21 protein-coding genes are annotated in these 25,082 nt (G+C 60.3%); 9 read left to right on the top strand and 12 right to left on the bottom strand.

Annotation, left to right across the window (positions count from 1 at the left end):
* The first annotated feature begins 81 nt into the window (after positions 1–81).
* Positions 82–1,086: an aminoglycoside phosphotransferase family protein gene (locus R5H29_RS21440; protein ID WP_019661358.1), complete on the top strand. Its 1,005-nt coding sequence runs from the start codon at positions 82–84 to the stop codon at positions 1,084–1,086.
* Between the two features lie 118 nt (positions 1,087–1,204).
* Here R5H29_RS21440 and R5H29_RS21445 read toward each other — a convergent pair whose 3' ends face one another.
* The 8 genes from R5H29_RS21445 to galE all read right to left on the bottom strand — a co-directional run bounded on the left by R5H29_RS21445 (position 1,205) and on the right by galE (position 9,059).
* Complete coding sequence (locus R5H29_RS21445) at positions 1,205–2,092, bottom strand: DMT family transporter (protein ID WP_019661359.1); 888 nt, start codon at positions 2,090–2,092, stop codon at positions 1,205–1,207.
* Positions 2,093–2,124: 32 nt separating this feature from the next.
* Complete coding sequence (gene murB / locus R5H29_RS21450) at positions 2,125–3,186, bottom strand: UDP-N-acetylmuramate dehydrogenase (protein WP_332329796.1); 1,062 nt, start codon at positions 3,184–3,186, stop codon at positions 2,125–2,127.
* Between the two features lie 8 nt (positions 3,187–3,194).
* Positions 3,195–4,250, bottom strand: a complete 1,056-nt coding sequence (locus R5H29_RS21455; protein ID WP_021202868.1) for a quinone-dependent dihydroorotate dehydrogenase — start codon at positions 4,248–4,250, stop codon at positions 3,195–3,197.
* 8 nt (positions 4,251–4,258) lie between these two features.
* Entirely contained in the window at positions 4,259–5,029 is a 771-nt protein-coding gene (locus tag R5H29_RS21460) for a class I SAM-dependent methyltransferase (protein ID WP_171952079.1), read from the bottom strand.
* Positions 5,030–5,033: 4 nt separating this feature from the next.
* Positions 5,034–5,318: a DUF4190 domain-containing protein gene (locus tag R5H29_RS21465; protein ID WP_279936430.1), complete on the bottom strand. Its 285-nt coding sequence runs from the start codon at positions 5,316–5,318 to the stop codon at positions 5,034–5,036.
* 161 nt (positions 5,319–5,479) lie between these two features.
* Positions 5,480–6,289, bottom strand: coding sequence for an SDR family NAD(P)-dependent oxidoreductase (locus R5H29_RS21470; protein WP_332329797.1), 810 nt, complete (start codon positions 6,287–6,289; stop codon positions 5,480–5,482).
* 40 nt (positions 6,290–6,329) lie between these two features.
* On the bottom strand, positions 6,330–7,862 hold the full coding sequence (locus R5H29_RS21475) for an aldehyde dehydrogenase family protein (protein ID WP_058982648.1): 1,533 nt from the start codon (positions 7,860–7,862) through the stop codon (positions 6,330–6,332).
* A 159-nt stretch (positions 7,863–8,021) separates the two neighbouring features.
* The gene (galE, locus tag R5H29_RS21480) at positions 8,022–9,059 is read right to left on the bottom strand and encodes a UDP-glucose 4-epimerase GalE (protein WP_332329798.1); all 1,038 of its coding nucleotides are present in this window, start codon (positions 9,057–9,059) and stop codon (positions 8,022–8,024) included.
* 430 nt (positions 9,060–9,489) lie between these two features.
* On the opposite strand from galE, the gene R5H29_RS21485 reads away from it, so the two are divergent.
* From R5H29_RS21485 to R5H29_RS21520, 8 genes are all read left to right on the top strand, one after another.
* Positions 9,490–10,857, top strand: coding sequence for an undecaprenyl-phosphate glucose phosphotransferase (locus R5H29_RS21485; RefSeq protein ID WP_407073565.1), 1,368 nt, complete (start codon positions 9,490–9,492; stop codon positions 10,855–10,857).
* Between the two features lie 150 nt (positions 10,858–11,007).
* Positions 11,008–11,442: a low molecular weight protein-tyrosine-phosphatase gene (locus R5H29_RS21490; protein ID WP_099589757.1), complete on the top strand. Its 435-nt coding sequence runs from the start codon at positions 11,008–11,010 to the stop codon at positions 11,440–11,442.
* A 57-nt stretch (positions 11,443–11,499) separates the two neighbouring features.
* Complete coding sequence (locus R5H29_RS21495) at positions 11,500–13,710, top strand: polysaccharide biosynthesis tyrosine autokinase (protein WP_332329799.1); 2,211 nt, start codon at positions 11,500–11,502, stop codon at positions 13,708–13,710.
* A gap of 110 nt (positions 13,711–13,820) precedes the next feature.
* Positions 13,821–15,071 carry a hypothetical protein gene (locus R5H29_RS21500; RefSeq protein WP_332329800.1) on the top strand — a complete coding sequence of 417 codons (1,251 nt, stop codon included), beginning with the start codon at positions 13,821–13,823 and terminating at the stop codon, positions 15,069–15,071.
* A gap of 39 nt (positions 15,072–15,110) precedes the next feature.
* Entirely contained in the window at positions 15,111–16,244 is a 1,134-nt protein-coding gene (locus R5H29_RS21505; RefSeq protein WP_332329801.1) for a glycosyltransferase, read from the top strand.
* Positions 16,241–17,419, top strand: coding sequence for a glycosyltransferase family 4 protein (locus R5H29_RS21510; protein ID WP_332329802.1), 1,179 nt, complete (start codon positions 16,241–16,243; stop codon positions 17,417–17,419). The genes R5H29_RS21505 and R5H29_RS21510 overlap by 4 nt, the downstream gene beginning before the upstream one ends.
* An 11-nt stretch (positions 17,420–17,430) precedes the next feature.
* Entirely contained in the window at positions 17,431–18,897 is a 1,467-nt protein-coding gene (locus tag R5H29_RS21515; protein ID WP_332329803.1) for a lipid II flippase MurJ, read from the top strand.
* A gap of 409 nt (positions 18,898–19,306) precedes the next feature.
* Entirely contained in the window at positions 19,307–20,089 is a 783-nt protein-coding gene (locus R5H29_RS21520; RefSeq protein WP_332329804.1) for a glycosyltransferase, read from the top strand.
* Between the two features lie 191 nt (positions 20,090–20,280).
* Here the strand turns inward: R5H29_RS21520 and R5H29_RS21525 are convergent, their stop codons facing one another.
* The 4 genes from R5H29_RS21525 to R5H29_RS21540 all read right to left on the bottom strand — a co-directional run bounded on the left by R5H29_RS21525 (position 20,281) and on the right by R5H29_RS21540 (position 25,082).
* Positions 20,281–21,414: a glycosyltransferase family 4 protein gene (locus R5H29_RS21525; RefSeq protein ID WP_332329805.1), complete on the bottom strand. Its 1,134-nt coding sequence runs from the start codon at positions 21,412–21,414 to the stop codon at positions 20,281–20,283.
* 73 nt (positions 21,415–21,487) lie between these two features.
* Positions 21,488–23,608, bottom strand: coding sequence for a YjbH domain-containing protein (locus R5H29_RS21530; protein ID WP_332329806.1), 2,121 nt, complete (start codon positions 23,606–23,608; stop codon positions 21,488–21,490).
* The gene (locus tag R5H29_RS21535) at positions 23,608–24,381 is read right to left on the bottom strand and encodes a capsule biosynthesis GfcC family protein (protein ID WP_332329807.1); all 774 of its coding nucleotides are present in this window, start codon (positions 24,379–24,381) and stop codon (positions 23,608–23,610) included. Before R5H29_RS21535 ends, R5H29_RS21530 begins: the two co-directional genes overlap by 1 nt.
* Positions 24,378–25,082, bottom strand: a complete 705-nt coding sequence (locus tag R5H29_RS21540) for a YjbF family lipoprotein (protein ID WP_332329808.1) — start codon at positions 25,080–25,082, stop codon at positions 24,378–24,380. The genes R5H29_RS21535 and R5H29_RS21540 overlap by 4 nt, the downstream gene beginning before the upstream one ends.

The following is a 25,082-nucleotide window of genomic DNA, read 5'->3' on the forward strand; positions in this document are numbered from 1 at the left end:
CTGATGTTGTGACGGACATGTCTGTGTCGCGGCGAATGCATCTGCGATAGTGGCAGCAGGCAATACTTTCCGCTTGCATCCATGTCATTCGCTTCGGCGCAGCATCTCGGCGAAGTCCTGCAACAATCCTATGGCATCACTGCCACCGCCGTGGTGCCACGCCCGGTGGGTGCCGACGCCAATGCCAGCGTGTATCGCGTCGATGCGCGGCACGGGCAGTGGTGGTTGAAATGCCGCACCTACCAGGTCGCCCCAGCGGTGTGGGACAGCCTGCATTGGCTGCGCGGCACGCTGGGTATCGATGAGATCGTTGCGCCGTGGCCAGCATTGACCGGCGGCGCATCGGTACAGCGGTGGGGGCTGCAGTTCACCCTGTTCCCTTATGTGGAAGGGCAGTCCGGATTCGAGGCGGCGTTGAGCCGCACGCAGTGGAAGCGGTTGGGCGAGGTACTGCGGCGCCTGCACGGCGCGCAACTGCCAGCGCAACTGCAGCAGGCGCTGCCGATCGTACGGCTGGAGACCGCGGCGCTGGAGACGGTCGGTCAATGGCTGGCCGGCGAAGGCCTGGCGGCCGCGAAGGACGGGCTGGGCCGCGCATTTGTTTCGGTATGGGACCAGCAGCATGCGCGCATCGCGGCGCTGCATGCGCAGGCACGGGAGCTGCTCGTGGCATTGCAGGACGTACCGGTAGATCTGCATCTGTGTCACACCGACCTGCATGCCGGCAACCTGCTGATGGGCAATGACGGGGGCCTGCACCTGATCGATTGGGACGGCCTTTCGCTGGCCCCGCGCGAGCGCGACCTGATGTTCATTGGTGCGGCGGTTGGTGGGCGCTGGGGGCGCGAGAATCCGCTGGGCTTCGAGGAGGGCTACGGCAGCGACCGCGGCGATCCGCGCTGGATCGCCTGGTACCGGCATTGGCGCATCCTGCAGGACCTGATCGAGTTCCAGCAGGTGCTGTTGGGCAGCGATGGCGAGGAGCGTTCGCCGCAACTGCGCAGGCAGTCGCTGCACTACCTGGGCGAGCAGTTCGCACCGGGCAATGTGTTCGATGCGGCGGAGCGGGTGTATCGCGCGCTGTAGATCCACGCCATGCGTGGATGAACCCTGCGCGCTCAGTCAACGGTGGAGGCGCGAAGAGCAGCCGAGCGTAGGCTCGGCTCTACAGAGGAGTGCAGCGTCATCCACGTGTGGTGCGGATCTACTCGGCGGGCTTGGCCGCTGCAGAGGCCGCCGCGCTTGCAGCGCGGCGTGACAGCACGGCTTCGCGGTGGGCGATGTAGGCGTTGGCGGCGAGGATGATGCCGGCACCGATGATCGTCCAGCGGTCCACCGTTTCGTTGAACAGCAGCCAGCCGAACAGCGTTACCAGTGGCAGCTGCAGGAAGCTGATCGGGGTCAGGGCGGAGACTTCGCCCAGCCGTAGCGCGCGGGTCCACAACAGCTGGCCGACGGTGCCGAGCACGCCGGTGGCCAGCAGCCACAGCCACGCCATGCCGGAGGGCCAGACCCAGACGAACAGTGCCGGGACCAGCGACAGCGGCACCCAGAACACGTAGGTGTAGAGCACCACGGTGTCAGCGCTGTCGACACGGGTCAGCTGCTTGATCTGGATCGCCACCAATGAGCTGAGCACGGCGGCTGCCACCGCTACCAGGCTGCCCGCGGTGAAGCCGGCGGTACCGGGGCGCACGATCACCAGCACACCGATGAATCCAACCACCACCGCAGCCCAGCGGCGTACACGCACGGTCTCGCCCAGCCACAGCACGGCGGCGATGGTGACGAACAACGGCGTGGAGTACGAGAGGGAAACCGCCTGCGCCAGTGGCAGATGGCCCAGTGCCCAGAATGCGCACAGCATCGAACCCAGGCCAATCGCACTGCGCACGAAATAACGCGGCAGCTGCTGCGTTTTCAGTGGTGCATGGCCGGGGCGCAGCAGCATCGGCAGCAACGCGAGCAGGCCAAAGGCATTGCGAAAGAACGCCACTTCCTGGGTTGGTACGTACCGGGTGGCGTAGCGGATGGCGACGGCCATCAGGCCGAATGCCATCGTGCTGCCGAGCATCAGCAGCGCCGCCCGCATCGGGGTGGCGCTGGGGGAGAGGGCGGGGGTGTTCACCACTGTGCGCCGAGCAGGCGGGGCTCCGGTTCGATCGGCACGCCGAACTTTTCCAGCACCGAGGCCGAGATGCGTCGCGCCAGCGCCAGCAGCTCAGCACCGGTGGCGTTGCCGTAATTGACCAGCACCAGCGCGTGGCTCGGCGCGACGCCGGCATCGCCTTCGCGGAAGCCCTTCCAGCCGCAGGACTCGATCATCCAGGCCGCAGAGACCTTGCGCTTGTCGTCCTGTTCGGCCGGGAACACCGGCAGCTCGGGGAAGTGCTGCAGCAGTACGTCCACCTGTTCCAGTGGCAGTACCGGGTTCTTGAAGAAGCTGCCGGCGTTGCCCAGCACATCCGGATCGGGCAGCTTGCGGCGGCGGATCGCTATCACCGCATTGGCCACGTCCACGGCACTGGGCAGCTCCACGCCCTGTGCCTGCAGTTCCTCACGGATGCCGGCGTAGTCCATGCGCAGGTCGTGCAGCAGCGGCAGCCTGAGCTCGATGGCGGTGATCAGGTAGCGATCGGGTTGCTGCTTGAACACGCTGTCGCGGTAGGCGAAGCCACACTGTTCGTTGTCCAGCCGCACCCAGGCCTGCTCCTGGCAGTCCCAGGCTTCAACGGCCTGGATGAACTCGCCGACCTGCGCGCCATAGGCACCGATGTTCTGGATCGGCGCGGCACCGGCCGTGCCGGGAATCAACGCCAGGTTCTCCAGGCCGGACAGGCCTTCCTGCAGCGACCACATCACCAGGCCATGCCAGGACACGCCAGCGCCGGCGCGGATCACCGCATGGTCGGCGCGGTGCTCCAGGAACCTGATGTCCCGGTTGCCGAACACCAGCACGGTGCCAGGCAGGTCTTCGGCGATCAGTACGTTGCTGCCGCTGCCCAGCACCAGCAGCGGGCCGCTGGCCACCTCGGGCAGCGCCAGCACGTCCGGCAGCAGTGCGGCATCGTGCAGTTCCAGCAGCTGCGCGGCGCTGGCCTGCACGTGGAAGGTGTTCAGCGCCTGCAGCGGCGCATTGCGGGTGAGCGTCCAGCGCAGCGGGGCGTTGCCGTCGACGGTATCCATGGGCGCGCTCACAGTGGGGCCACCGCGCCGCGGCTCGGCGCTTCGCGGCGGCGACGGATCGCCTCCACGCATTCAGAGACCAACGCCGGGCCACGGAAGATCAAGCCGCTGTAGCACTGCACCAGCGCCGCGCCTGCGGCCATCTTGGCCACCGCATCGGCACCGGACAGGATGCCGCCGACACCGACCAGCGGGACCGATTCGGGCAGGCGCGAACGCAGGCGGCGCAGTACCAGCGTGGACTGCTCCAGCACCGGCGCGCCGGACAGGCCGCCGGCTTCGTTGGCCAGCGGATCGCCGGCCACCTTGCTGTGGTCGATGGTGGTATTGGTGGCGATCACGCCGTCCACCTGCAGTTCGCCCAGTACGCGGGCGGCGGCATCGATGTCGCGCTCGCTCAGGTCCGGTGCCACCTTCACCAGCATCGGGACGCGGCGGCCATGCTGCGCGGCCAGTGCTTCCTGGCGGTCGCGCAACTGGCTGACCAGCTGGCGCAGCGCGGTTTCCTCCTGCAGTTCACGCAGGCCGGCAGTGTTGGGCGAGGAGATGTTGACGGTGATGTAGTCGGCCAGCGGATAGACCTTGTCCAGGCAGGCGATGTAATCGTCCACGGCCTGTTCGTTGGGCGTGTCCTTGTTCTTGCCGATGTTGATGCCGAGCAGGCCGCGGCGGTTGCGCGCGCGCTCGACATTGCGCACCAGCGCGTCCACGCCCGCATTGTTGAAGCCCATGCGGTTGATGATCGCGTTGTGTTCCGGCAGGCGGAACAGGCGCGGCTGCGGGTTGCCGGCCTGCGGACGCGGGGTGATGGTGCCGATCTCGACGAAGCCGAAACCCAGCGCGAACAATGCATCGATGTGCTCGCCATTCTTGTCCAGGCCGGCGGCCAGGCCGACCGGATTGGGGAAGGTCAGCCCGAACACGGTGCTCGGCATCGGCGCGATGCGTGCGGCCAGCAGCGGCGTGGTGCCGGTGCGATAGGCCAGGTCCAGTGCGGACAGGCCGAGGCCGTGGGCGCGCTCGGCGTCGAGCGAGAACAGGAAGGGGCGGGCAAGCGAATACATGCGTCGGTTCAGTCCAGCGTGCCGAGGAAGGCTCGGGTTCGATATTCAAAAGCAACCTGGCCGTCGACCGCGTGGGCGGCGAACAGGTCCTGCAGGGCGGCGATCATCGGCGCATGGCGCGGATGACCGGCTTGGGGTGCGTAGGAGGAGGACAGCAGGCGCCCGCGCAGGGCGTCGAAATCCAGATATTGCACGTTCGGCAGCTCCACCATGCCGCGCAGGCCGGGGCCGAACCACGCCTGCATGGTGGCGTCGTCCTGGTAGCGCTCGGCAACGGCGGTGTAGTCGGTGCCGTAGTCCAGCAGCAGCTGCTCGTAGCCGATCAGGAACGGGCTGGCATCGAGCAGGCGCGAGTTCCAGTAGATCAGTGCCAGGCCACCCGGGCGCAGGATGCGCTGCCACTCGGCGCGCACCGCCACGGTGTCGAACCAGTGGAAGGCCTGCGCGACGCTGACCAGATCGATGCTGGCATCGTCCAGTGTGGTGGCCTCGGCGCGGCCGTCCACCGCACGGAACTGCGGGTACTGCGGTGCCAGCCATTCCTCGGCCGCGCCCCGCATGGCGGCGTTGGGTTCAACCGCGACTACTGGATGGCCGCTGGCCAGGAACAGGCGACTGGAAATACCGGTGCCGGCGCCGATGTCGGCGACCACGGCCTCGTGGCTGACGCCCATCGGGCCATGCAGCCACTCCAACAGGGCGGGCGGGTAATCGGGCCGGTAGCGGACGTAGTCGGCGACGCGGCTGCTGAAGCGTTCAGTGCTGTCGGAGGCAGTCATGGCGTCACTTCGACACTGCCGCCAGCCACGCCAGGCCGCCGAAGAACAGGATGAAGACCAGGATGGCGGCGATCACGGCGCCGACCATCACCCAGCCCAGCACCAGGCCGGTGACGGCGAGGCCATCGCCTTCCAGTTCATGCGGGCGGCGGCGGATCTCGGCGCGGGCCATGTGGCCGGTGATGATGGCCACGATGCTGGCCACGAAGGGCAGGACGGTCCAGCTGGCGATGCCCATGACCAGGCTGACCACGGCCAGGGCGCTTGTCTGTCGGGGTGCCACGCTCATCGGGGTCCTCCTTGGCAGTGTGCACATGATAGTGCCTCTGCCCGGGCAATCCCATGGGCAGTGCCCTGTAGAGCCGAGCCCATGCTCGGTTGCCCCCTTGGGCTGATGCGGGATCGACCGCGTCTTGCGTGCAAGCCGAGCATGGGCTCGTCTCTAGAGATTCAGCCCATCAACACCTGGCCGCCATCCACGTTGAGCACATGACCGGTGATCCAGCGCGCCAGCGGCGAGCACAGGAACAGGGCAGCGTCGGCGATCTCGCGCGGGTGGCCGAAGCGGCCGAACGGGATCTTCGCCAGGGTGCCGTGGTACAGGGCGGGGTCTTCGGTGCGGCGGCGATCCCACAGGCCGTCATCGAACTCGATCGAGCCCGGGGCGATGGCATTGACCCGGATCCGGTCCTTGGCCAGCGCCAGTGCCTGCGAGGTGGTGTAGTGCGACAGCGCGGCCTTGGCGGCAGCGTAGGGCGCGCCACCGGGACGCGGCTGCTGGGCGGCGATCGAGGACAGGTTGAGGATGCAGGCATCGCTGGATGCGCGCAGCCACGGCAGTGCCAGGCGCGAGGCCCGTACCGCCGCCATCAGGTCGATCTGCAGGCTGGCGGCCCAGCCGTCCTCGTCATCGGCCATGCCATAGCCGGTGGCGTTGTTGACCAGTACATCGATACCGCCGAGGGCATCGGCGGCGGCCTGCAGCCAGGCCTGGATCTGGTTGGCCTCGCCCAGATCGGCAGGAAACGTGTGCAACTCGACGCCCTGTACCTTTGCATCGGCACGCAGGGCATCCAGGCCGGCCTGGCCGCGGGCGCAGACCGAGACCCGCGCACCGGCGCCGGCAAATGCCAGCGCCATCTCACGGCCAATGCCCTTGCTGCCACCGGCGATGAGCACGCGGCGGCCGGTGAAATCAATCACCGGCTTGCCACCCTGTAGCGCCGAGCCATGCTCGGCTGCATTTCCTGCGGTGTTCATTGCACATCCTGCCGAGCATGGCCCGGCACTACAGAAAGCGTTACAGGTCGAACTTGATGCCCTGGGCCAGCGGCAGCGAATCCGAATAGTTGATGGTGTTGGTCTGGCGGCGCATGTAGACCTTCCACGCATCCGAACCGGATTCGCGGCCACCGCCGGTGTCCTTCTCGCCACCGAAGGCGCCGCCGATCTCCGCACCGGACGTGCCGATGTTGACGTTGGCGATGCCGCAGTCGCTGCCGGCGGCCGACAGGAACTTCTCGGCGGTCTTCAGGTTCTGGGTGAAGATCGAGGACGACAGGCCCTGCGGCACGCCGTTCTGCATGTCGATGGCTTCGTCGATGCTGTCGTACGGCATCACGTACAGGATCGGCGCGAAGGTCTCGTGCTGGACCACGGCGTCGCTGTTCTTCAGGCCAGAGACGATGGCGGGCAGTACGAAGTTACCCGGTCGATCGATGCGGGTGCCGCCGGTTTCGATGGTGCCGCCGGCGGCCTTGGCCTGGGCGATGGCATCGAGGAACTGCTGCACGGCGCCTTCGCTGTTCAGCGGGCCCATCAGGTTGGCGGCATCGGTCGGGTCGCCGATCTTGCCTTCCACCTGCTTGTAGGCCTTGACCAGGGTGGCCAGTACGTCGGCGTAGATCGAGCGGTGCACGATCAGGCGGCGGGTGGTGGTGCAGCGCTGGCCGGCGGTGCCGACCGCACCGAACACGATGCCCGGCACGGCCAGCTTCAGGTCGGCGGTTTCGTCCAGGATGATGGCGTTGTTGCCGCCCAGCTCCAGCAGGCAGCGGCCCAGGCGGCGCGCGACCTTCTCGTTGACGGTGCGGCCGACCTGGGTCGAGCCGGTGAAGCTGATCAGCGGCACGCGGCGGTCATCGACCATCTTTTCCGACAGCGCGGTGCCGGCATCATTGATCAGGAAGAAGATGTCCGGGAAGCCGGCCTCGCGCAGGGCCTCGTTGCAGATCTTCAGCGAGGCGATGGCGGTCAGCGGGGTCTTGTTGGACGGCTTCCAGATGCACACGTCGCCACAGATGGCGGCCAGGAACGAGTTCCAGCTCCACACCGCGACCGGGAAGTTGAAGGCCGAGATGATGCCGACCAGGCCCAGCGGGTGGTACTGCTCGTACATGCGGTGGCCGGGGCGCTCGGAATGCATGGTGTAGCCGTACAGCATGCGGCTCTGGCCCACGGCGAAATCGGCGATGTCGATCATCTCCTGCACTTCGCCGTCGCCTTCCGGCTTGCTCTTGCCCATTTCCAGGGCGACCAGCGAACCCAGCGCATCCTTGTGCCTGCGCAGCGCTTCGCCGCACAGGCGCACGGCCTCACCGCGGCGCGGGGCAGGCGTGGTGCGCCAGACCTTGAAGGCTTCCTGCGCACGGGCGACGACGGTCTCGTACTCGGCCTCGGTGGTCGCGCGGACCTGCGCGATCGGCTCGCCGGTGGTCGGGTTGACCGGGGTGATCAGCTCACCGCTGGTCGCGCTCGACCACTCCCCGTTGCCCAGGTACGTGCCAGCGTTGATCGCGTCCAGGCCAAGGGACTTGAGCAGCTCGGAAGACATGCAGACTCCTGTGTTTCGTTACGTTGTTTTGGCGCCATCGCGGGCAGGTGGGGGGCGCGATGAACAGAACCGCCGATGGTAGCAGAGGGTGGTGGTTGGGCTTTGGTGCGGTGCGGGGTGGAACCGCACCGATAGGCCATCCCTATGCGGGGTGCCTGTTCAGGCTGGCAAGGCTTCGTCCAGGCTGCGGGCGGTGTCTGGAATGGCCGGCTGTGGCGACCATGCGGGCGGGTTGCGATGCCACTGCCACGCGCTCTCGATGATCGGTGCCAGCTCGGTCCATCTGGGGTGCCACCCCAGCAATTGGCGAGCGCGGGTGGAGGAGGCGACGAGGCTGGCTGGATCGCCCGGCCGGCGTTCTGCCAACTCAAATGGAATGCTGCGCCCGCTCACCTCTGCGGCAGCGGCGATGACTTCGCGGACAGAGAAGCCCTGGCCATTGCCGAGATTGAATGCATGCGCACCGGGCGTGTGGTCCATGTACTCAAGAGCGAGCGCGTGGGCCTGGGCCAGGTCCTGCACGTGAACATAGTCGCGCACGCAGGTGCCATCGGGCGTTGCGTAGTCATCGCCGAACACCTTCATGGCGCTGCCGATGCCCAATGCGGCACGCAGGACATTGGGGATCAGGTGGGTTTCGCAGGCATGGGCCTCGCCAATGCCGTGATCGGACAGGGCACCAGCGGCATTGAAGTAGCGCAGACAGGTCGAGCGCAGGCCGTAGGCTGTGGCTGCGTCAGCGAGGATCCGCTCTGCCATCAGCTTGCTGGCGCCATAGGGGTTGATGGGTGCCTTGGGGTGATCCTCGTCGATCACATCCGACTGTGGATTGCCGAATACCGCAGCGGTGGAGGAGAGCACGATGCGATCAATGTCGTGGCGGCGCATGGCCTCCAGCAGGTTCAACGTGCCGGTGACGTTGTTGGCGTAGTAGGTATAAGGATCAGTAACGGACTCACCGACCAGCGAGCGGGCGGCGAAATGCATCACCGCGTCGAAATGGCGACCTTGGAGGGCGCGCTCGAGTGTTTCGGGGGCCAGCAGATCGGCTTCCAGCAGTTCACCCCAGCGGACGGCGTCGCGGTGACCGGTGGACAGGTTGTCGAGCACGGTTACGGAGTGGCCGGCTTCGGCGAGGAATTGGGCCATGTGGCTGCCGATGTAGCCGGCGCCGCCGCAGATGAGGATGTGTGGCACGCATCGTCCTTGTTGCGAAAACTGCACGAAAGTCTACCAGTACTGAGGGATCCAGGATGCTCAAGGTGTGTCGACAAGTCTGATTTTTGACTCAAAATGATTTCTTTTGATGCATTTGGATACATTAGAAATTCGTAATAATTCTAGTTACTTAGGTGATTCTCCCGGGGTTGGGTGGGGATTCTCCCGACTTGAGGTTCCTATCTTTTGGTCTGGACTTCATTCACAATTCCTCCACATTTGACTGACTTTGTCTTGACAGTTCTGTGCTGGCTGGGGAGTCCACGCACGTGACGCCGAATCCTTCGGAGTCGTGTCGAGCGGATACTGGAGAAGTGCTTTGCTACATGGATCAGTAGAAGACCTCCCCGCAGAGCGGGCCCGGGCGGGCCGCCGGCGCGTCGAAGCCCGGGCAGCCCTTGAGTTGGGGTTGCGTCTGGGCGATCTGATGTTGCTGCCAGGTATGGCGGTGCTCTCCCATATCATGTTGTATGGCGCAGCTGCGCCGGATTCTTCCCAGCGCATTGTGTTTGGCGCAGTGATTCTCAGCGCCATCGTCTGCTTTTCTGTCGCGCCGCTGTACCGGAACTGGCGGATGCGTGGGTTGCTGGCCGACCTCTGGCTGCTGTTGTTGGCGTGGTCTGCCACCTTCGCGTTGTTCTCGCTCTACGCCGTGGTGGTTGGGCTTGCTGATGCGGTCCCCGCTACATGGCTGAGTGGCTGGTATGCCTTTGGTCTGGGCTCAATGGCTGTGCTACGCGTATTGCTGAGGGTGCAGTTGCACCGCCTGCGGTCACGCGGGATGGACCATGAGCGGATCCTGCTGGTTGGACTGCGAGCCCCTGCTTTGAGGTTGCATCGCCTGCTGCGTGGGAAGCCGGAGCTTGGCAAAGACGTCATCGGCTACTTCGCCAGTGCGGGCGACATCGCCACCCGTCGCGGTGGTGATGCGCCGTGCCGGCTGGGGCGACTGGAAGACGTTCCGCAGTACATGGATCAGCACCGCGGCGAATTCGATCAGGTCTGGGTGTCGATGCCGATGGGGCACGCGGCCGCGATCAAGGACATGCTCAAGCAGATCGAGCGATTTCCGGTGCCCGTACGCTTGATTCCCGATACCACGGGCATGGGTGCGCTCAATCCCGGCGTGCACCAGGTGGGGGATGTGCCGATGATCGGCGTCCGCCAGGGCCTGACGGATCAGCGTTTCCGGCTATTCAAGCGGGTCGAGGACATCATCGTTGCCGGCACAGCGGTGGTCCTGTTGGCGCCGTTGTTTGCCGTACTCGCCATCGGTGTGAAGCTGAGCTCGCCGGGGCCGGTGTTGTTCCGACAGAAGCGTCATGGCCTTGGCGGTAAAGAGTTCTGGATGCTCAAGTTCCGCTCCATGCGTGTGCACGCGGAGGGGGAGGGGCAGATCACCCAGGCAACGCGCGGTGATCCACGCGTCACCCGGTTTGGCGCCTTCCTGCGTCGTAGCAGCCTGGACGAGTTGCCGCAGTTCTTCAATGTGCTGGGTGGGAACATGTCGGTGGTGGGTCCGCGACCGCACGCGATCCAGCATAACAATCACTACGAGCGGGTGATCGAACGCTACATGCACCGCCATTACGTCAAGCCGGGAATCACCGGCTGGGCGCAGGTGCACGGGTTGCGTGGTGAGACGCCGGAGCTGCGCTCGATGAAGAAGCGCGTGCAGTACGACATCGACTACATTCGGCGCTGGAGCCCGACGCTTGATGTGCGGATCATCGTGCTGACAGCGCTGAAAGTGCTCGGGCAGAAGTCAGCCTACTGAGTCTCTTTGGCTGGAAGTGAGACGTAATTCCATGAATCTGCTGGTGATTTCATCGCCAGTAGTGCATTTGTAGGGTATTCTGAGCGGCTGCCGCCGCCCTGTGTAGTGCCGGGCGCGTGCGCTGCAAGGAATGCCACAGGATCCGAGTCAGTGTTCAAGAACGTTCTATTTGTATGTGTCGGCAACATCTGCCGCAGTCCGTCCGCAGAAGTGATGCTGCGGCAGGCTGTCGAGGGGAAGGGGATCCAGGTGTCCTCCGCTGGCCTCGGTGCGCTGGTTGGGCATGGCATTGATGCCACGGCGCAGGAGCTGCTGGTTGAGCAGGGCATGGATGGCCTGGCTCATCGCGCGCGCCAGATTGATGACGCCATCCTGGGAGCCGCTGATCTGGTGCTGACCATGGAGCGCAAGCACGTTCGTCGCATCGCCGAGATCGCGCCGCAGGCGTCCGGAAAGACCTTCCTGCTGGGCAAATGGCAGCAGGATCGGGAGATTCCCGATCCTTACCGCCAGCAACGCCCGGCATTCGAGCATGTTTACAAGTTGATGGCCGAGGGCGTGGAGAGCTGGGCGCGGCACCTCTGAAGTCCGCTGCGAAGTCCTGTCCTGCAACTCTTTTCCCGCATTGAAGATCCCTAATTCATGACCACTGAAGCCCGTACATCCACACCGGAAGACAGCGACGAGATCGATCTGCGCCAGCTGCTTGGAACCTTGATCGACTACAAATGGTGGATCGTCGGCATTACCGGGCTCTTCTTCGTGGTTGCGGTGGCCTACGCGTTGCTGACCACGCCGATCTATCGTGCGGATGCAATCGTCCAGGTTGAATCGAAGGTGCCTTCGTTGCCGGGGCTGTCCGATATCAGCCAGTCGCTGGGCATGGGGACGGGGTCTGCAGAAGCAACCACCGAGATCGCATTGATCACCTCACGTGCAGTGGTGGGCAGTGCGGTCGACGCGCTGAAGCTGGATATCGCCATCGAACCCAATCGATTCCCGCTGCTGGGCGGCTATTTTGCCCGCAAGGCGGAGCGTGCCGATCCGGACGCCTTGGCTGACGTGCGCTTTGGCATGAGCCGTTTCGGCTGGGGCGGCGAGAAGTTGGAGATCTTCCAGCTGGATGTGCCGCGCGCGTTGCTTGCACGACCGATGACTCTGGTCGTCGGCGAGAACAGCGGCTATGAACTGTTCGACGAAGAGGACAATCTGCTGCTGAAGGGGCAGGTCGGCAAGGTCGCCACCGGAAAGGGGGTGACCGCGCAGGTTGCCGAGATGCGAGCGCATCCAGGCATGCGCTTCGAAGTGTCGCGCCAGCGCCATCTGACGGTCATCAACGACCTGCAGAAGGACATCGCCGTGAGCGAGTCCGGCAAGGACTCTGGCATCCTCACCCTGGCCTATGAGAGTGCCGACCCGGTTCTGGCGCAGAACTTCCTGCAGCAGGTGGCGCAGGCTTACGTCCGCCAGAACGTCGAGCGCAATTCGGCCGAGGCCTCTGCGCAGCTGACCTTCGTCAAGGAGCAGCTGCCCAATGTCCGCAACCAGGTGGATGCGGCGCAGAAGGCGCTGAGTGCCTACCAGACACGTGCCAACTCCGTGGATCTGACCCTGCAGACCAAGGGCCTGCTGGATCAGGAAGTGGCCGTGGAAACCAGCATCCAGCAACTTCGCCTGCAGCAGGCGGAGATGGACCGCAAGTTCACCCGCGACCACCCGGCCTACCAGGCGCTGATGCGCCAGATCGGCGAGCTTGAGGGGCGCAAGAGCAACTTCCAGGGACAGGTCAAGCAGCTTCCGGAAGCGCAGCAGGAGTTGCTGCGCCTGACCCGCGACCTCCAGGTCAGCAATGAGATGTATACCGGCATGCTGAATCAGGCGCAGCAGTTGGACGTGGCCCGTGCCGGCACCGTCGGCAATGTGCGCATCGTCGATGCTGCTGAAGTCGATGCCACTACGCCGGTCAAGCCGCGCAAGGCTGTCGTCGTGTTGATCGGCACCGTGTTGGGCGCATTCCTGTCGGTGGCGCTGGTACTGCTGAAGCAGCTGCTCAATCGCGGCGTGGAAGACCCCTCGCAGATCGAAGAGCTGGGTCTCCCGGTATATGCCTCGATTCCGGTGAGTACGCAGCAGCAGACCGATTCGGTCCGCGGCAAGTTCCGCGCCGACGGCAAGTTGCATCTGCTGGCGGTGAAAGACCCGGCCGACCTGGCCATCGAAGCGGTGCGCAGCCTGCGCACGAGCCTGCACTTCGCGCGTCTGGAAGCCAAGAACAACATCGTGTTGATCTCTGGCGCGAGCCCCAACGCCGGCAAGACATTCGTGTCCTCCAACCTCGCGGCGGTGATCGCGCAGGCCGGGCAGCGCGTGCTGATCATCGACGCCGACATGCGCAAGGGAACCCTGCACAAGGCGTTGGGTGCAGCGCAGACCCCGGGCCTGTCTGACCTTCTGGTGGGCAAGGTTGATAGTTCTCAGGTGGTGCGAAGCCTTCCGGGCTTGGACAATCTGAGCTTCATCGCGCGTGGCGACGTTCCGCCGAATCCGTCGGAACTGCTGATGCACGCCAACTTCACCGCGTTGCTGGAAGAGCTGGCACCGCAGTACGACCTGGTCATTGTGGATACGCCGCCGATCCTGGCCGTTACCGATGCTGCGATCATTGCCCATCACGCCGGTACCTGCCTGATGGTGGCGCGCTTTGGCCTCAACCAGGCGAAGGAGCTGGCGCTCGCCAAGCGCCGCTTTGAACAGAACAACGTGCGCATCAAGGGTGCGATCTTTAACGCCGTTCAACGGCGTTCCGCTGGTTACTACAGTTATGGATACTACGAGTACAAATCTTTGACGTGAGGCGGGACTTGCTTTAGTACGCTGCTGGATGAGGCTGCGGCGTGCTTTCTAATCGCGGCGCCCAATCTGCGCGGGGAACGCCCTTTTGGGGCAACTAACGAGATCTGCTAGTGGAAATTTCTAATGGCGAGGAATTGAGATTTTTGCCGTCTCAGGTCGTTGCAGAAAAAGGGGATTTTCTTCAGTGGGCTGTACTGTTCCATTTGTGGACGACTGCCTGTGCGGGATTGCTGAAGTATCTCGGTTTCCTTATTGGTTTGCCATACTTTCATCTTGCTTCAAAAATCCTTCTTCTTTCTGTTGCGCTGGTCCCGCTTGCCCTGTTTAGGTTGCGGACGGCGCAGCTTGCTATAGTCTCGGTTATTTTCTTGTGCCTTGCTAGTTCACTTCTGCTGAATGGAATTGCGCAGGTAATGATGGGGTTCTGGGTTCTTCTTCCTTTCTTTTTTGGGATGATTTTTTATCAGTCTGTTCTCAGTCACTGGATGTTGCGGAAGATCAGGATTCTATTGGGTGCGGCAATTACATTTCAGCTGATAAATTATTTTATTGTCTTTCCGTGGGAAGGGCTTACGATCGAAATTGGCGGAATTTCATCGCTGGTCGGACGGGAATGGTCTGATGGTGGTGTTCGGCGTTTGGCTGGCTTATCCAGTTCGTCTATCGAGTCTTCTCTGCTCATCGCAGTCTTGGGTTTGCTGGTGGCCAGCACGGAGCGTCGATCTTTGATGCGCGTCCTTATCGTGCTGTTCGTCTTTATTTCCATTTATCTCAGCACAATGAAGACAGCTGCACTCGCATTTGCAATTTCCTCGATTCCGATCCTTTTTAATCGCAGGGTGGTTAGGCGCGCTCTTGGGTCATTCATTGTTGCTGGATTGATCGTCGGCCTATTACTGCCGTTCTATATGTATTCAAAGGGCGCGGCAATCCCTGGGGGCGGGGGATATGCAAGCTTGCACGATAGGTTCACCGTGGTCTGGCCGGCAGTTATTCAGTATGGCATTGCCAATTCGGGCATGTTACTTGGCCTCGGGGTTGGGGGGTTGGGGGCATCAATGCAGCTCGGTGGCGTTGGATTTGCGTATGCCTTCGTCGATAACCTCTACCTTTATATGATCTTTGTGGGTGGAATCTATGGGATTGCTTTGATTGCAATGATCTTTACAGCAGTTTTGAAGTTGACGCTTGCGAGTCGAGAGTTGTTCCTCGCTTGTGGGGGCACTGTTCTCTTTTTTATGGTCATCTACGGTATTACGCAAGTCCCGGCAGAGAGCTCGGTAGCTGCAATTTTCTTGGGTGCAGCAATCATGCGGCCGTTGGCGGGCAATAGAGCGCATGCCATCCGCGTGCGGATTTGATTATTGCCTGCATATTAGAAAGTTATTAGGAGAAGTTTGATGAAAAAGCCTAAATCGTATGCCGTCTTTAGGCATGAGCTCTTCAAACAATCCGAACCATTCATTAGGGAGCAAGCCGATTCCGTCCCTGGCTGGACGCCGTTTTATACTGGCCGCACGCGTTCTGCACATCCGGATGTCAATTCGTTTGCACTCTGGGATGATACGAGAATGGGGGGCTTTTCTAAAGGATGCCAGTCGATTCTCAGGTCCAGTAAGGGATACATTGAGCCACTGCGTGATGCCAGTGTAGAGTTGATTCATGCACACTTCGGCGTGGAGGGGGTCTATGCCGAAGGCTTGGCTAAAGAAATGGACGTTCCCTTAGTGACGACCTTTCATGGCTATGATGTAACGCTCAAATCTTCCGAGCTATTGCGTTCGATGAAGCCGGCATGGATTAACTACGTTCTATTTAAATCTGGCCTAAAACGCAGGGGGGACCTGTTTGTCTGTGTTTCTCGCCATATTGAAAGAATGGTTCTTGAAAGTGGCTTTCCTGAGGGGCGCGTTGTTACGCACTACATGGGGGTGGACGTTGATGCCTTCGCATATAAGCCCGTAGCGGAACGATCGGGAAATTACATTCTCCATGTAGGAAGGCTGGTGGAGAAGAAAGGGTGCATAGACCTCATCAATGCATTTCGCCTGATCCATCGTGGGCATCCTGATATTCGCCTTGTAATTGTTGGTGCGGGACCGATGGAGAGACGTATAAGGGATCTCGTGGATTCGTCGGGCCTTTCGTCTCATGTGAATTTGCTGGGAGGGGTCCCTAGAGAGCAAGCCCGAAAGCTGATGGAGAATGCATTAATGCTGTGTCAGCCAAGTAGAACGGCGGCAAATGGTGATACTGAAGGTCTTCCGATCGTTCTCATGGAGGCGGCTGCTACAGGCACCCCTATAGTTTCAACTTTTCATGCGGGAATTCCAGAGCTTATAAAGCAGGAAGTGAATGGTCTCTTGGTTGAGGAGGGGGATGTTGGAGCTATAGCTGAGGCTATGCGTCACTACATTATCAGCCCGGCTTTCGCTTCAAGGGTATCTGCTCAAGCTCGCGAGATAGTCGAGGATTCGTTCAATGTGAAAGTGCAGTCGGCTGTATTGGGTCGACTCTATGAGGGGCTTCTGTGAGGCTTCTCATCGTTACTCGTGTTCTGCCTCATCATTCCATTGGTGGAATGCAGGCAGTTGCCTGGGATTTGGCAAGAGAGTTTGCTCGCCTAGGTCACGAGGTGGCCATTATCACTGCGGAGATTAGCGATCGGCCAGATACATTCTGGGACAGTGGCGTAGAAATTCGCGGCATGAAAGGTGTTGCATGGCGGCGATACGGTGCGCGATGGAGGCGAGGACTTCTGGATGCCTGCCCCAGGGAATATCTGCTGTCCTTTGACGCGATTCTCGGCGTCAGTTCAGCCGCCAGTCCCTTCCTCGATTTGGGGCATGATGTTCGGAAACGCATCCATATGCAGGCGCATGGGACATCACTTGGCGAGCTGGTTTCAAAATGGAGATCTCGTCGCGCGATTGAATTGATTAAGTCTCTGAAAAATATAGTCAATCTAATCAAAGATTTGCGTGATTATCCACGATATGCTTCTGTTGTTGCAATCGGTCAAGCCGTTGTAACTGAATTTGGGCGTTTCCCCATTGCACTCGTATTGAGTGGAGAAAGAGGGGCTTGTCTGATTAGCAATGGGGTTGCAGAAGAAACATTTCGGTATGATTCTGAGCGAGCTCTCCGTCTTCGAGAGTCAATGGGCTGGTGGAACTCGAAGGTAGTAGTTACAGCGGCGCGCCTAGACGGGCAGAAGGGGATCTACCAAGCGCTAGATGGCATTGCCGTTGCTTTGAGGGATGATTGTTCTGTTCGGTACCTCATTGTTGGTGATGGACCAGAACGGGTCCGTCTTCAGAGCAGGGTGCGTGAGCTGGGTTTGGAGAACTTTGTGCATTTTGCGGGGGCGGTTTCGCGAGATGAGATGGTGGATTACCTTTCGGCCGCTGACGTAATGCTGTTTACGACAGTTCGGGTCGAAGGTTTGCCAATGAATATTCTCGAGGCATTGGCGTGTGGTCTTCCTTGTATTGTTTCGCGTCATGTCGTCCAGCAAGAGCGGCCGTCGGAAGCTATAGAGGAGGTGGATCCCCACGATCCTGCGAGCGTTGCACGAGCTATTAAAGTGATTCAACCAAGAAGGGATCGTACTAGCTTGCTGCCGGAGCGCTATTCATTGCAGTATGCTGCACTGAGTTATTTGGATTTGTTTTCTGGTGCCAGTAGATCGAAGGGCGAAGTGCAATGATACGCGCGGCCTTGAAGCTGGCAACAGGCTCTGTCATTGGGAAACTGTCGGGAGTACTTAGGGAGATTTTACTTGCTACAGCTTTTGGAACCGGTGCGGTAGCATCGGCGGCGCGTGCATCCCAAACGGCTACGCTAGTTCCTGTAGAGTTCTTCGCCGCTAACGCGCTGTCAGCGGGATTTCTACCTTTATACTCTTCCATTGAAAAAGAGGGCAGAGAGAGAGTTATAGGTTTATTCTGGGCAGTTCTTTCTATTATGGTTCCGATCTCCTTTGGCATTCTGTTGATGCTGCTGGTTTTGGCGGAATCCTGGGTTTCTGTAGTGGCTCCGGGGTTCGGTCCGGAGGCCAGGGGCCTAACGATAGAGCTTCTTAAGGTGTCTGCGTTGGGCGTTCCATTTTATGTGGCTGGGAATTTGCTTTCATATCTGGCGATGGCCAATGGTGAGTTCTCGTTGGCTTCGATGCGCGCCACAATACAGAATGTCGGCATGATTCTTGGAATTGCGCTTGCATGGTGCTTCTCGGATTTTTCCTTGATTGCGTGGGCGTTCCTGTGTTCCTATGCACTGTATTCTGCATTGGGTGTTCGGGCTGCTTGTGTTGGGAGCTGGGCCCCTGTCTCAATGCTAAGGCGCGAATACTACTTTGATTCGATGTTTAGATTTCTTCGCGCAATACGACCCTTGCTCCTTCTGCCGGTCGTGCTTCAAGCAGGGGTAGTGGCGGAGCGCGCGATTGCTTCATTGATCTCTGACTCAACCGTAGCTGCGCTTGGGTATGCAAAGTTGATTACTGAGACTGGAGTGCTTCTTCTTGCGATGCCCTTGGGCCTCGCCGGTTTGGCCACAATGGGGTCAATGACGGCAGTTGAGTTCAGGTCAGCGCTTGTGAAGGTTGTTTCAGCACTCCTGATTGTCACGGTTCCGATCTCGTTCATTCTGCTGCTGCACGGCGAGACGCTTGTGCGACTCCTATTTCAGCACGGGGAATTTGGCGAGAATTCAACCGCTTCGACCGTTTCTATTCTTTCATCTATGTCTGTTGGGCTCTGGGCGCAGGTTGTAAGCTACTTTCTGGTTAAGGCCATGAGTGCTCGGATGCGCAACGGTATGGTTGTGGCTTTTACGATGATATCGGTTGCTGTACAAATTTTAATTAGCTTTCTTCTCTACAAGAAGATTGGTGGAGTGGCATTGGGTTGTGCGGCCGCGGCAGCCTCGGTGCTCTTGACTTTTATGTGTTGCTGGAATTTGGGTGTTCTTGGTGATTTCTCGAAATGGCTATTCCCCATGCTCATTATTGGGGGGGGGCACGTGGCAGCAGTTATGACGCTCCCTCTTCCAGGTGTTGGGGAGCTTGGTGTTGCTGGAGTATTCTGTGGGTATTGGGTCCTGGCGCTTCTTCTTTGGAGACGGTCGCGCACAGTTGCTTTTGGTTTGATTCGCCGATCGCTGGGGAAGATTTATGACAAATAGGGATGTTATTTTGCTTTCCACGGCGGATTGGGATAATCCATTCTGGACCAATAAGCAGCATGTTGCATGTGAACTAAGTAGGCTTGGATATCGAGTCTTGTATGTTGATTCGGTGGGTCTCCGAAGGCCTTCTGCTTCTGCAAGTGATATGAAACGGATAATTGGAAGGATCCGAAAGGCCTTCGCCTTGCCTAGAAGGGTTAGGGATGGAGTATGGGTTGTTTCGCCCATGCTGCTACCGTTTCATGGAAATAGCGTGGTTGGGAGGGTAAACAGATCCCTGCTCGGATTCTCTTTCGCGGTCTGGAGTCGTATTGTTGGCCTTAAGCCATCCGTCCTCTGGACTTATAATCCAATTACAACGCAGTTGGTGGATTTGGATCGTTTCGCGACGGTGGTATATCACTGCGTGGATGATGTAAAGGCGCAGCCGGGCATGCCGTTTGAGGCAATTGATTCACGTGAAAAAGAGTTGGTACGAGAGTCGGATGTGATATTTGTTACTGCGGAGCCCCTTCTTGAGGGGCGGCGCGATATTAATCCAAATACTATTTACTACCCAAATGTGGCTGACTACGTGCACTTTTCGTCAGCGGGTTCGTCGGGTGTCCAGGTTCCTTCGGACATTGCGACGCTCAAAGGGCCGGTGATTGGATTTGTTGGAGCGATTAGTTCTTATAAAATAGATTTTGAACTAATTGTTGGAGTCGCCCGGCGCCGCCCTGACTGGAATATTGTACTTGTCGGGAAGGTGGGGGAGGGTGATCCTTGGACCTGTGCTGAATTGCTCAGTGCCGCTCCGAATGTGCACCTCTTAGGGCCGCGGCCTTACGCTGATTTGCCTGCTTATCTCAAGGGTATGAATGTTGCTATTATGCCCAATATGCTCAATGACTACACTCTTGGCATGTTTCCAATGAAGTTCTTTGAGTATCTTGCTGCTGGCTTGCCCGTTGTAAGTGTGCGCCTTGATTCTCTGAGGGAGTTTGCACATGTGTGTAGATTTGCTTCGGGTGCGGATGAGTTTGTCAGCGAGATTGAGGCAAGCCTTATGGATGATTCAGTGGCCAAGGATCGAGGTCAGATTGAGGCAAGGCGTCACACTTATGAGTCACGAACAGTCGCAATGTTGAATGACATTGAGCGCCTATCCAAGCAACGAAAATCAGAGATCTTCGATTTGCAAGCCTGAGGCCGTTTCTCAGGTGGTCCCTCTCCTTGGCTGGTGTAGGGACCTCTAAATAATTATTCTCGGTCTTGAATTTTTGGGCTTACGAGAGGGGCTGAGGCGTCAGGTTCATCTTGTACCCTTTGCAGTGCGAGGTCCGCCCGCGATCTCAACTGAAAAGCCCTTTGCTCGAGTGCAGTATTATGCAGCTGCGTTTAATCAATGGCATGATTTTTCTGCCGTTGATGGTTCTGGTGCGCAAGCTGAACTTCTTTCGCCAGCCTATTGCGGAACTCATCAGGACTGAATTTGTTGGCGTGCTTGGAGATCTGGGTGTGATTCCAAGATGCGCAGCGCAGCTCGAATGATCTGATGGCGTTTTGGATTGACAACGAAGATTGCTCGGAAAAGAAAGATCCTGTTTCTCCTTCTTTGACGCTGTCGAGGATGCCTCCTTTCCCGTAGGCGATTACCGGTGTTCCAAACGCTTGTGCTTCCACAGGTGCAATTCCGAAGTCCTCTTCGGCCGCAAACACGAATGCACGTGCCTCAGCGAGATGCTTCTCGAGTACCTCTTGAGGCTGGTAGCCGAGAACGCTCACGTTCGGCTTGGCGAGTCGCTTCATCTGATCCAGCATCGGTCCGCTACCAATAACAACAAGCTTGCGATCAGGCATTCGATTGAACGCTTCGATGATCAGATCGATGCGCTTGTAGGGCACGAGGCGGGAAGCGGTGACGTAGTAGTCTTGGCGGATGGAGCCAGGGAGGGTCTCCGGGATGTCCACTGGTGGCGGGATCACAACGGATTCGCGGCCGTATACCTTGCGTATGCGCCGGGCAATGAAGGTGGAGTTTGCAATAAAGTGGTCTACGCCGTTGGAGGTCCGAACATCCCACATGCGGATGTAAGAGAGAATGATCCGTGCGATGACACTCTTCAGGCCCCGGTCCAGTCCGGATTCGCGCAGATACTGTGGTTGTAGGTCCCAGGCATATCGAATCGGGGAGTGGCAGTAGCAAACATGCACTTGATCTGGGCCAGTGAGTACGCCTTTGGCTACGGCGTAGCTGCTTGATAGAACGAGGTCGAAGCCGCTGAGATCAAACTGCTCGATGGCAAGTGGCATGAGCGGAAGGTAACTCCGGTAGCTCTTGCGTGCACGTGGCAGCCTCTGGATGAAACTGGTGTGAACCTTGTGGCTACCAAGGAAAGAGCGATCCTCCTCAGGGAGGAAATCCACCAGAGTGAATATCTCTGCCTGGGGGTACAGCAGTAGCATCTGCTTCAGTACCTTCTCGGCGCCTGCATTGACTGTAAGCCAGTCGTGAATGATTGCTACACGCATGCTGTTCTTCCTTGCAGACTTCGATGTTGCCTGTTCGGTTGGGTGGAATCGAGATGGCTCGATTTCCATGGGCTTACTTTGCGATGTCTTCGAGATTGTCGAAGAAGAAGTCCGGGTCCCGCTCCGACGTCAACTGGTAGAGCGAATAGCTTCGACTCAATCGCGCGCCACCATCTCGATACAGTGGATTCCAGGCGAACGTCGCACGGGCGCGAGTCGAACGAGGCAGCAGGAAGTCGAAGGGAATCGAAATGAAGATGCCTTTGTCGAAGCTGCCTTCGCCAAAGTCCTTGGACGAAACATCGGTCTTGGTGGCGTATGCGCCCATGTTGACGCCATTGTCGAAGGCGCGCGCAACCGAGATCGTGGCGCCCCAGTCCTTCGCCAAGTAGCGGCCGGCGCTGATCATGCTGGTGATCTTGTGCTCATCGCCCCACTGATAATAGAAGCTGGCGTGGCCGGTGGTGGTGCTGTAGTCGCGGAAGCTGAAGCGCTGATCGAAATCGCGCTGCTTCACCCAGTTCAGCTCGGCACCCACGGCCCAGCGCTCATTGAGGGGGCGGTAGAGGATCTCACCACCCACACCGCCGTACATGGCCTCGAACAGCCCGGCGTAGGCCGAGCCATACAGGTCTTTGCCCAGCTGATGATTGCTGGTGAACTGCAGGTTGGTCAGGGTCAGGTCTTCCGTAGTCAAGTACTTACGGATGTTCGTGCGGACCCGGGGCAGGTTGCTTGGGGCGTCGTAGCGGAAGCGGTCGTAGTTGTTGTACGCGTTGTAGCTGACCGTTCCGCTCAGCCAGGTGTTTCGTGTGAAGTGAAGGTTGGCCGAATAGGTGCCTGCAACCTGGAACAGGAAGAAGCCGTCCGGACCGCCCAGTTGCTGCTGGTATCCAATATTAAAGGCGCCGTCATAGCGCTGAAGCGGCGCTGTGTACAGGCGCTCACCGCGCTGCCGGATGGGCGCTGCCTGCTCGATGTGGCCCGCCAGTTCGCTCAGCGGGATGCGATTGTCTAGGTAACTGTTGAAGGTGCTGCGCTCGATGCTGCTCTCCACGACGGGAATGCCCAGGCGGGTGTTCTGGATCGTGAACCACGTCGAATCGGAAGGTAGTTCCGCATCAAGGATGCGTGCGGCCCGGCCAACACCCTGGGCCGGGTAGTAGAACCGGCGCTGTTCGCCACTGACGATCACTTCCGAGCCGCGCCGGCTGATGTCCGTGACACGGAGGCCAGCGTTCTCTTCCAGCGTTCGGCTCAGTGCGGGCCAGTCAATGTCATCCATTGACTGCGCAGAGGGGGCCGCGGATGCTCGCGCAACCGGAGGCGGATCCAGCAGCTTGGGCGTTGACTTCGCTCGTGCCACATTGCCGCGCAAGGTAATGCCGAACATGGCTGTGTCGCCCCGTTCCCAGCCAAGATGCAGTTGCACGTTGGGATTCACGGCATAGCTTGCGCCCAGGTTGATCGGGCTCTTCTGAGTCTGATTGTTGTTCTGTGGTTCGCGCTTGTAGTCGTTGCCGTCATACTCAAGCTTCAGCTGCAGGGGTTCCCATGGGGTCTGGTAAGCGATGCCGCCGAAGATGCCGACGGGACCGCGGAACATGCCCTTGCTGTTGAAGTTGCCGGTGCCCTGCGCGCGCGGACGCTCTTCAAAGCGATCGCTGATCATCCGAAGCGGATTGGAGAAATCGCCTCGATTACCGATGTAGCCGGTGGCAAGGCCCAGGCTTGCATCGATCGGTCCGAACCGCTTGCTCGCAACCAGGTATTCGCTGGAGAACAGGCCGGTACCACCGATATCGCGGAAGCCTGCGGACAGCTCGGGCGCCCATCGGCTTTCCTGCCACAGCCGGACCTTGAGGTCGATCGACTTGTCCTTGTAGTTCTGCTTGCCGCTCAGCCATTCCGGGCCATAGCGGCGGTTCGCTACCGAAACATAGCGGAATGCGCCTTCGACCCAGGGCAGCGGCTGCATCACCACGTTGTAGCGACTGTAGGGCGAGGTATGGCTTGCGGTGAAGCTCACTTCGCCGTCGTCGGCCATGCGTGCGGTGGGGGTCTGCAGCAAGCCAACGCCACCCCAATCACTTGCGGTGGGAGCAGGGGCAGTTTGTGCGTGCAATACAGCACTGACGCTCAGGCTGAGAAGGGCAACACCGGCGCGTGCCAGTGGGACGGAGCGATGGCGCATCAGTATGAAACTCCGGGTGCATCCAGCACCTGGGTGGCAAGGAAGCGCACGGCATCCTCGTTGACATCGGGGGCAATCGTGCGGATCTTGGCGGCGTCCAGCGGCACGTAGATCACCGCGCCAGGTGCAAGGTACACGGGCGTGCTGCGGTTCCACAGGGCCACGCCGAGTTGCTGCACGTTGCCGTCGGGCTGGATGACGTAGAGATCATCCCGGCTCGCTGCTGGCAGCAAGGCACACGCGTTGCGGTAGCTTCGCGCGTCGAGTGTTGCTTGATGCTGCAGCTTGCAGGGCTTTGCCACTGCGCCAACAACCTGCACGGTTTCGGGGCGGCCAGGATAGACGACGCGGTCGCCGGCCAGCGCGGGCCGATTCTCCGATGCACTGGCTTCAAGGCGGCGCGGATCAAGTAGCTGTGGCTCACGCCCCGTTACGGGCAGATCCCCGAGTTCGCGCGCCAGTAGGGCGGCTGCTTCGGCAAGCTCCGGGGCGTTCTGCTGAGAGGCGAGCGTTTCAAGATCGAAGAGCAGGCCTGCCTTGAGGCGGGTCTGAGGCAGCAGTGAGCGTTGTCGCAGAAGCGACGCTGCCGGCATGTAGGCTTCTGTATCCGGCGCTGCTGCGAGTGCTGCCGCGCTGAGACGGGCCTGGGCAGGGAGGGTGTGTGCGCCAGGGTTACGGACATGGCCGACCGCTTCGACGCCAATCGGCGATGAGGCGTGCGCATGGGTGGCCAGCGCCAGTGCCAGCCCAAGGATGATCGGTCGCAGTGTCATCGGTTCTGCAGGTCCTGCGAGTAGGGCTTGAGCTGGACAACTTCAAGGCTGGTGTCGGGTGCGATGGCTTGGATGCTCTTCCAGATGAACCCGTTGGCAGGATCGACCCAGTAGTGGTTGTCGCGCTTCCAGCCGTCGCCCTGAAGCCGCTCCCGCACGTGCAACAGCTCGCGCTCGCTCCCCAAAATATGGACCTTCTCTTTGCCCACGGTGGTCAGGGTGCCGGTGACGCTCATTCCATACCGGTAATCCGGCATGACGTCGTAACGGCGCTGCACGGTTGTGCCGTCTGCTATCCGGTGCAGCGCGTGGAAGGGGGAGTCCCCTTCGAGCGTCATGTCCTGAAGCTCCGGGCTGCTGCCGTGGGTTCCGACGACGACACCATCATTGAGGAAGACGATGCTTCGCTCGGAGCTGTACCAGGCCTGGCGCCCGGAGTCGATGTTGCCAAGCACCAGGACGGCGCCACCCGCTGGACCGGTGACCTTGATCTGCGGGAATCGATTGGCAGCCACCTCGGCGGCCGTAGGCTCCACGTCGGGCTTGCCCCGCAGTGCCATCTGGACCGACTTGACGCTGGTCTTGCCCACAACGCCGCAACTGGTTGCGGTGATGAGTACAAGCAAGGCCAGCGCCACGGGGCGCCGGCGGTTTGCGAGTCGGGTGGCGGCCTGAGCGATCCTGCTCACGGTAGAGGCCAC

The sequence above is a fragment of the Stenotrophomonas sp. A3_2 genome, from assembly GCF_036624925.1.
Taxonomy (GTDB): Bacteria; Pseudomonadota; Gammaproteobacteria; order Xanthomonadales; family Xanthomonadaceae; genus Stenotrophomonas; species Stenotrophomonas hibiscicola.